At 60.1% G+C, this 8439-nt stretch carries 7 protein-coding genes and 1 pseudogene; 6 read left to right on the top strand and 2 right to left on the bottom strand.

Annotated elements, in window-relative coordinates; genetic code table 11:
* The first annotated feature begins 109 nt into the window (after positions 1-109).
* The 4 genes from ACIPIZ_RS05365 (at position 110) to ACIPIZ_RS05380 (ending at position 4939) form a co-directional block, all read left to right on the top strand.
* Positions 110-592: a MarR family winged helix-turn-helix transcriptional regulator gene (locus ACIPIZ_RS05365; RefSeq protein WP_064389286.1), complete on the top strand. Its 483-nt coding sequence runs from the start codon at positions 110-112 to the stop codon at positions 590-592.
* The gene (locus tag ACIPIZ_RS05370; RefSeq protein WP_401164436.1) at positions 582-2051 is read left to right on the top strand and encodes an efflux transporter outer membrane subunit; all 1470 of its coding nucleotides are present in this window, start codon (positions 582-584) and stop codon (positions 2049-2051) included. The genes ACIPIZ_RS05365 and ACIPIZ_RS05370 overlap by 11 nt, the downstream gene beginning before the upstream one ends.
* A gap of 15 nt (positions 2052-2066) precedes the next feature.
* Entirely contained in the window at positions 2067-3269 is a 1203-nt protein-coding gene (locus tag ACIPIZ_RS05375; protein ID WP_095118202.1) for an efflux RND transporter periplasmic adaptor subunit, read from the top strand.
* Between the two features lie 140 nt (positions 3270-3409).
* On the top strand, positions 3410-4939 hold the full coding sequence (locus tag ACIPIZ_RS05380) for a DHA2 family efflux MFS transporter permease subunit (protein WP_401164438.1): 1530 nt from the start codon (positions 3410-3412) through the stop codon (positions 4937-4939).
* Positions 4940-5056: 117 nt separating this feature from the next.
* Here the strand turns inward: ACIPIZ_RS05380 and lpxH are convergent, their stop codons facing one another.
* A complete protein-coding gene (gene lpxH / locus ACIPIZ_RS05385) occupies positions 5057-5809 on the bottom strand; it encodes a UDP-2,3-diacylglucosamine diphosphatase (protein ID WP_064389290.1) in 753 nt (250 codons plus the stop codon).
* Entirely contained in the window at positions 5806-6312 is a 507-nt protein-coding gene (locus tag ACIPIZ_RS05390; protein WP_064389291.1) for a peptidylprolyl isomerase, read from the bottom strand. Before ACIPIZ_RS05390 ends, lpxH begins: the two co-directional genes overlap by 4 nt.
* Before the next feature lie 249 nt (positions 6313-6561).
* Between ACIPIZ_RS05390 and ACIPIZ_RS05395 the strand changes: the two genes are divergently transcribed.
* Both ACIPIZ_RS05395 and ACIPIZ_RS05400 read left to right on the top strand, forming a co-directional pair.
* Positions 6562-8259 carry a glutamine--tRNA ligase/YqeY domain fusion protein gene (locus ACIPIZ_RS05395; RefSeq protein WP_105704890.1) on the top strand — a complete coding sequence of 566 codons (1698 nt, stop codon included), beginning with the start codon at positions 6562-6564 and terminating at the stop codon, positions 8257-8259.
* Positions 8260-8280: 21 nt separating this feature from the next.
* Positions 8281-8439, top strand: a pseudogene (locus tag ACIPIZ_RS05400) (cysteine--tRNA ligase); the annotation flags it as partial.

Here is an 8439-nt window from a genome sequence, read left to right on the forward strand (position 1 = left end):
CCACTGGTCAACTAATTACCAAGCCTGCTAACTATTCCATTGACATTCGCTGCCTAGGCAGTAACATCTCGACATACATTCACTGCCTAGGCAGTTATTAGGTGAGCAAATGAAGCATTTCACCCCGGACGAATTCAAACACTGCCATCTTGGCCTGTTGCTTGGCCGTGCTGCGCTGCTCAAGGACCGGATCATCGACACCCACATGGAACCCCACGGCATCACCGCCGCGCAGTTCAAGGTGTTGATCATCATGGCCCAGTTCGGCGTCGATACCCCGGCCGAGCTGTGCCGGCACCTGTCGCTCGACAGCGGTTCGATGACGCGCATGCTCGATCGTCTGGAACAGAAAGGCTTTCTGGCTCGCCACCGCAGCGAAGGCGATCGCCGTCAGGTGCAACTGAAACTGACCGAGCAAGGCCAGCAACTGGCCGATCGCCTGCCGCATATCGGCGCCGACGCAATGAATGAACTGGCCGGTGCCGTCACTTCGGACGAGTTAAAGACCCTGGAATACATCCTCAAGAAAATCCTGCTGGCAGCCGGTGACCCGATCACCATCCAGCGCTTAGGTGAACACAATGAGCGGTAAAACCTTGCGCAGCAGCCTCACTTTGGTGCTGTCGGCGATGATCCTCGCCGGTTGCGCCAACTACAGTGGCCTCGACACGTCGGGCGCGAGCCTCGATGCGAAAAGCCTGAAAGTCGGCCAGTCCCTCAACGGCGTGACCCTGTCGCCGGCCGTGTGGCCGAAGAGCGACTGGTGGGCCAGCCTTGGCGATCCGCAGCTCGACGGTCTGATCCGCGAAGCGCTGCACGACAGCCCGGACATGCAGATCGCCGAAGCCCGCGCGCATCAGGCCAGCGCCGCCGCGTATGCCGCCGATGCCGCGCGTTATCCGACCCTCGACGCCAGCGCCGGCATCAGCCGTTCGCGGCTGGCTCGCGATCAGGATCCGCTGGGGCAGGGTGGGGCTTATTCGACGGTGCGTAACGTCAGCGCCGGTTTCAATTACAACTTCGACCTGTGGGGCGGTCAGCGTGATGCCTGGGAAGCCGCACTCGGTCAGGCTCGCGCCGCCGAAGTCGATCGTCAGGCTGCACAGCTGACGCTGGCCGCTGATGTTGCTCGCGCTTACAGCGATCTCGGTCAGGCGCACATCGTTTATGACCTGGCCAACGAAGACCTCAAACGCACCAAGCAGATGCTCGACCTGAGCCAGCGTCGCCTGAGTTCCGGCATCGACAGCCAGTACCAGTTCCAGCAAACGCAAAGTCTGGAAGCCAGTTCCGAGGCCAGCCTGATCGACGCGGAAAAACGCCTGAACAGCGCCAAAATCGCCCTGGCCGTGCTGCTCGGCAAAGGCCCGGATCGCGGCAACGAAATCGCCCGGCCGAAAGTCCTGCAAGCCAGCGCGGTCGCCGTGCCTTCAGTACTGCCGGCAGAACTGCTCGGTCGTCGCCCGGATCTGGTCGCCGCGCGCTGGCGCGTAGAAGCGGCGAGCAAAGACATTGATTCGGCCAAGACCCAGTTCTATCCGAACTTGAACCTCACGGCCTCGGCCGGCGCCGAATCGTTGTTGGGTGACGCGATGTTCGGTTCGGCCAGTCGCTTCTTCAACATTGCCCCGACCATCTCGGTGCCGATCTTCGACGGCGGACGCTTGCGCGCCAACCTCGATGCGCGCGACGCCGATTACGATCTGGCGGTGGCGCAGTACAACAAAAGTCTGGTGAAAGCACTGGGCGATGTCAGCGACACGATCAACCAGTTGCGTGACATCGGTCGGCAGATCGGTGCGCAGCAGCACGCCACCGACATTGCCCAGGATTCTTACAACACCGTCGTCCAGCGTTACGGTTCCGGCATCGGCAACTACCTGGACGTGCTCAGCATTGAGCAGCAATTGCTGCAGGCCCAACGTCAGTTGGCCAATCTCAATGCCGAGCAGATCGACCTGTCGATTCAACTGATGCAAGCGCTGGGCGGCGGCTTCCAGGGTGACACCCTGACCGCAGCCAACGCCAGCCCAGCCACGCCGCACAACTAATTCAAGGTAATTGTCATGGCCACTGCCGAAAACACCCAAGCTCAAGGCAACACCCCGGACACCGGCAACCCGCGCAAACGCAAGGTCATGCTGTTGGTGCTGGCCGTTGTGGTTGCACTCGCCTGCGCCGGCGTCTGGGCGTATCACGAGTTCATCGGGCGCTTCAATGAAAGCACCGATGACGCCTACGTCAACGGCAACGTTGTCGAAATCACTCCGCTGGTGACCGGCACCGTGGTCAGCATCGGTGCTGACGATGGTGATCTGGTTCACGAAGGTCAGGTGCTGATCAACTTCGACCCGAACGACGCTGAAGTCGGTCTGCAAAGTGCGCAGGCGAAACTGGCGCGCACCGTGCGTCAGGTGCGCGGTCTGTACAGCAACGTTGACGGCATGAAAGCCCAGGTCAACGCGCAACAGGCCGAAGTGCAGAAGGCCCAGGACAACTACAACCGCCGGAAAAACCTGGCGCAGGGCGGGGCGATTTCCCAGGAAGAACTGTCCCACGCTCGCGACGACCTGACCTCGGCGCAAAATGCCTTGGCCAACGCCAAACAGCAACTGAAAACCACCAGCGCGCTGGTCGATGACACCGTGGTGTCGTCGCACCCGGACGTAATGTCGGCCGCCGCCGATCTGCGTCAGGCTTACCTGACCAATGCCCGCAGCACCTTGATCGCACCGGTCACCGGTTACGTGGCCAAGCGCACCGTGCAACTCGGCCAGCGCGTGCAACCGGGCACAGCGTTGATGGCGGTGATTCCGCTGGATCAACTGTGGATCGACGCCAACTTCAAGGAAACCCAACTGCGTGACATGCGCATCGGTCAGCCGGTCGATATCGAATCCGACATCTACGGCAGCGACGTGAAATACAGCGGCACCGTCGACAGCCTCGGCGCCGGTACCGGTAGTGCGTTCGCTCTGCTGCCAGCGCAGAACGCCACCGGTAACTGGATCAAGATCGTGCAGCGTGTGCCGGTGCGGATTCACATCAACGCCGAAGAACTGGCCAAGCACCCGCTGCGCGTCGGTCTGTCGACCAATGTTGAAGTGAACCTGCACGACCAGAGCGGCCCGGTGCTGGCGCAGCAGCCGCCGCAAAAAGCCTCGTTCAGCACCAACGTCTACGACCGCCAACTGGCCGAAGCCGACGCGATGATTGCGCAGCTGATCCACGACAACAGCGCCGCGCTCAGCAAAACCGCGCAACGCTGATACCGACGCCGACCCTGTGGGAGCGAGCCTGCTCGCGAAAGCGGTGGGTCATTCAGCATTTAACTGTCTGAAAGGCCGCCTTCGCGAGCAGGCTCGCTCCCACAAGGGCATGGCGCCAACCCGGTTTCATAGGATTCACAATGAGCAATAACGCCTCTTTCACGCCGCCCAGCCTGTTGCTCAGCACCATCGGCCTGTCGCTGGCGACGTTCATGCAAGTGCTCGACACCACCATCGCCAACGTGGCGCTGCCGACGATTTCCGGCAACCTCGGGGTGAGTTCGGAGCAGGGCACCTGGGTGATCACTTCGTTCGCCGTGAGTAATGCCATTGCGCTGCCGTTGACCGGTTGGCTCAGTCGGCGTTTCGGCGAGGTGAAGCTGTTTTTGTGGGCCACGATTCTGTTCGTTCTGGCCTCGTTTCTCTGCGGTATCTCGACGTCGATGCCAGAACTGATCGGCTTCCGCGTCCTGCAAGGTCTGGTCGCCGGGCCGCTGTACCCGATGACGCAAACCCTGTTGATCGCGGTTTATCCGCCGGCGAAGCGAGGCATGGCCCTGGCGTTACTGGCGATGGTCACGGTGGTTGCGCCAATTGCAGGGCCGATTCTCGGCGGCTGGATTACTGACAGTTACAGCTGGCCGTGGATCTTCTTCATCAACGTGCCGATCGGCATCTTTGCGGTGATGGTGGTGCGTTCGCAACTGGCCAAACGTCCGGTGGAAACCAGCCGTCAGCCGATGGATTACGTCGGACTGATCACGCTGATCATTGGCGTCGGCGCGTTGCAGGTGATCCTCGACAAGGGCAATGATCTGGATTGGTTCGAGTCGAACTTCATCATTATCGGCGCGGCGATTTCGGTGATCGCGCTGGCGGTGTTCGTTATCTGGGAAATGACCGATCAGCATCCGGTGGTGAATCTGCGGCTGTTCGCCTACCGCAACTTCCGCATCGGCACGTTGGTGTTGGTGCTGGGTTACGCCGGGTTCTTCGGTATCAACCTGATTTTGCCGCAGTGGTTGCAGACGCAAATGGGTTACACCGCGACCTGGGCCGGTCTGGCCGTGGCGCCGATCGGCATTCTGCCGGTGCTGCTGTCGCCGTTTGTCGGCAAGTACGCGAACAAGTTCGACCTGCGTCTGTTGGCCGGGCTGGCGTTTCTGGCGATTGGGCTGAGTTGCTTTATGCGGGCTGGGTTCACCAATGAAGTGGACTTCCAGCACATCGCGCTGGTGCAGTTGTTCATGGGTATTGGCGTGGCGCTTTTCTTTATGCCGACCTTGAGTATTTTGATGTCGGACTTGCCGCCGAGCCAGATTGCCGATGGTGCCGGTCTTGCGACTTTTCTGCGGACGTTGGGCGGTAGCTTTGCAGCGTCGCTGACCACGTGGATCTGGATTCGCCGCGCGGATCAGCATCATGCGTATATGAGCGAAAGCATCAGTACCTTTGAACCGGCGACGCGCGAGACCTTGAATCATTTGGGCGGGACAAGCCAATCGGCTTATGCGCAGATGGATCAGATTTTGACCAGTCAAGCGTACATGCTCTCCACCGTGGATTACTTCACGTTGTTGGGCTGGGGCTTTATGGGCTTGATTCTGATTGTGTGGCTGGCGAAGCCGCCGTTTGCCGCCAAGGCAGGGCCTGCTGCTTCCGGGCACTGATCCCGCAAGATCGTTCCCACGCTCTGCGTGGGAATGCCTCAACGGACGCTCTGCGTTCGGCTCTGGATGGGACGCGGAGCGTCCCGGGCTGCATTCCCACGCGGAGCGTGGGAACGATCATGCGCTCGGGGCGGGCAGGGCTGGCGGCGGGGCGAAGTCGAATGGCGCGAGGGCGTACCCGCTCTCATCCACCTGCAACGCCCAACCCTGGCGATCCCAATCCCCCAGCACAATCCGCTTCGCCGCTTCATCACCGATCTGCAACTTGTGGATCGCCGGGCGATGGGTGTGGCCGTGAATCAGGGTTTTCACCCCGTATTCCTGCATGATCCGCGGAATTTCCTCAGGCGTGACATCGACAATGTCATTAGCCTTCATCCGCGTCTGCGCCTTGCTCTCGCTACGCAGCTTGCGCGCCAGTTTATGGCGGCTGCTCAGTGGCAGGTTGCGCAGGATAAACAGGGTGATCGGGTTACGCAGATAACGCCGCAGCTTCATATAGCCGACGTCGCGGGTGCACAGGCTGTCGCCGTGCATCAACAGCACCGGCTCGCCATAAAACTGCACGACACTCGGGTCCTTCAACAACGTACAGCCGGCCTGCTTGCAGAAGGCCTTGCCGAGCATGAAGTCGCGATTGCCGTGCATCAGAAAAATCGCCGTGCCGCTGTCGCTCAATTGGCGCAGGGCCTGGCAGATGGAACGCTGGAAGGGCGTCATGGCGTCGTCGCCAATCCACGCTTCGAAGAAGTCGCCAAGAATGTACAACGCACTCGCCGAGCGGGCGCGTCCGGCGAGCAAATCCAGAAACGCCCGGGTAATGTCCGGGCGCTCCTCTTCCAGATGCAAGTCTGAAATCAGCAATATCACGCTTCGATGATCTCGGCTTTCTCGATGATCACGTCGTCTGCTGGTACGTCCTGGTGGCCGGCCTTGGAAGTGGTCGAAACACCTTTGATCTTGTCGACAACTTCAGTACCGGCGGTCACTTTACCGAATACTGCGTAGCCCCAGCCTTGAGCGTTCTTGCCGCTGTGGTTGAGGAAGGTGTTATCGGCAACGTTGATGAAGAACTGTGCGGAAGCCGAATGCGGCTCCATGGTGCGGGCCATGGCAACGGTGTACTTCTCGTTGGAAAGACCGTTGTCAGCTTCGTTCTGGATGCTTGGACGCTTGTCTTTCTTTTCCTTCATGCCTGGCTCGAAACCGCCGCCCTGGATCATGAAGTTACCGATGACACGGTGGAAAACGGTGTTGGTGTAGTGACCGGCGTTGACGTACTCGATGAAGTTGGCGACGGTGATCGGCGCCTTTTCAGCGTTCAGTTCGATGACGATGTCGCCATGATTGGTGGTCAATTTAACTTGAGTCATGATCGCTACTCTTTAGAGGAATTCGTGGTTTTGGGACATCGAGCCCCCAAACCGGTTCAGCCAGCGTGGGCCAAGGTGCGCAGTTTAGCGTGACAGGCGCGAATTTCGAGGTTGTTTTTCAATTCCCGGCGATAAAAAGCACACCTTTATAGGGCCTGCTCTGTCAGCCCCTTGACAGCATCGGCTATGATAGCGGCTTTGTTTTGTCTGGCCCCCTCTGCGGCCGCGCACACGTAAGTCAAGGATCCTATGAGCAAGCCCACTGTCGACCCTACCTCGAATGCCAAGTCCGGCCCTGCCGTGCCGGTCAATTTCCTGCGGCCGATCATCCAGGCAGACCTGGACTCGGGCAAGCACACGCAGATCGTCACCCGTTTCCCGCCTGAGCCCAACGGCTACCTGCACATCGGCCACGCCAAGTCGATCTGCGTGAACTTCGGCCTGGCCCAGGAATTCGGCGGCGTCACGCACCTGCGTTTCGACGACACCAACCCGGCCAAGGAAGATCAGGAATACATCGACGCAATCGAAAGCGACGTCAAATGGCTGGGCTTCGAATGGTCCGGCGAAGTGCGCTACGCCTCGCAATATTTCGACCAGTTGCACGATTGGGCCGTCGAGCTGATCAAGGCCGGCAAAGCCTACGTCGACGACCTGACCCCGGAGCAGGCCAAGGAGTACCGTGGCAGCCTGACCGAGCCAGGCAAGAACAGCCCGTTCCGCGACCGTTCGGTAGAAGAGAACCTCGACTGGTTTGCGCGCATGCGCGCCGGTGAGTTCCCGGACGGCGCCCGTGTGCTGCGCGCGAAGATCGACATGGCCTCGCCGAACATGAACCTGCGCGACCCGATCATGTATCGCATCCGTCACGCGCATCACCACCAGACCGGTGACAAGTGGTGCATCTACCCGAACTACGACTTCACCCACGGTCAGTCGGACGCCATCGAAGGCATCACCCACTCGATCTGCACTCTGGAGTTCGAAAGCCATCGTCCGCTGTACGAGTGGTTCCTCGACGCACTGCCAGTGCCGGCGCACCCGCGTCAGTACGAGTTCAGCCGCCTGAACCTCAACTACACCATCACCAGCAAGCGCAAGCTCAAGCAGCTGGTCGATGAAAAGCACGTGCATGGCTGGGACGATCCGCGCATGTCCACGCTGTCGGGCTTCCGCCGCCGTGGCTACACGCCAAAATCGATCCGCAACTTCTGCGAAATGATCGGCACCAACCGTTCCGACGGCGTGGTCGACTTCGGCATGCTCGAGTTCAGCATCCGTGACGACCTCGACCAGACCGCACCGCGTGCGATGTGCGTGCTGCGTCCGCTGAAAGTCGTCATCACCAACTACCCGGAAGGCCAGGTCGAAAACCTCGAACTGCCGCGTCACCCGAAAGAAGACATGGGCGTGCGCGCACTGCCATTCGCTCGGGAAATCTACATCGACCGTGACGACTTCATGGAAGAGCCGCCGAAGGGCTACAAGCGCCTGGAACCGGCCGGTGAAGTGCGTCTGCGCGGCAGCTACGTGATCCGTGCCGACGAAGCGATCAAGGACGCCGACGGCAACATCGTCGAACTGCGTTGCTCGTACGATCCAGAAACGCTGGGCAAGAACCCGGAAGGCCGCAAGGTCAAAGGCGTGATCCACTGGGTGCCGGCTGCGGCCAGCGTCGAGTGCGAAGTGCGTCTGTACGATCGCCTGTTCCGTTCGGCCAACCCTGAGAAGGCTGAAGACAGCGCGAGTTTCCTCGACAACATCAACCCTGACTCACTGCAAGTGCTGACCGGTTGTCGTGCTGAGCCATCGCTTGGCAACGCACAGCCGGAAGACCGTTTCCAGTTCGAGCGCGAAGGTTACTTCGTCGCTGATTTGAAGGACTCGAAACCAGGTCAGCCGGTATTCAACCGTACCGTGACCCTGCGCGATTCGTGGGGCCAGTGATTCAGCGTCAAAGGAAATAACGTGCTTACGATCTACAACACGCTCACCAAGAGCAAAGAAGTCTTCAAGCCGCTGGATGGCAACAAGGTGCGCATGTACGTTTGCGGGATGACCGTGTACGACTACTGCCACCTTGGCCACGGCCGCAGCATGGTCGCGTTCGGCCTGGTGACGCGCTGG

The sequence above is a fragment of the Pseudomonas sp. NPDC087690 genome (assembly GCF_044743175.1).
In the GTDB taxonomy this organism is placed as follows: Bacteria; Pseudomonadota; Gammaproteobacteria; order Pseudomonadales; family Pseudomonadaceae; genus Aquipseudomonas.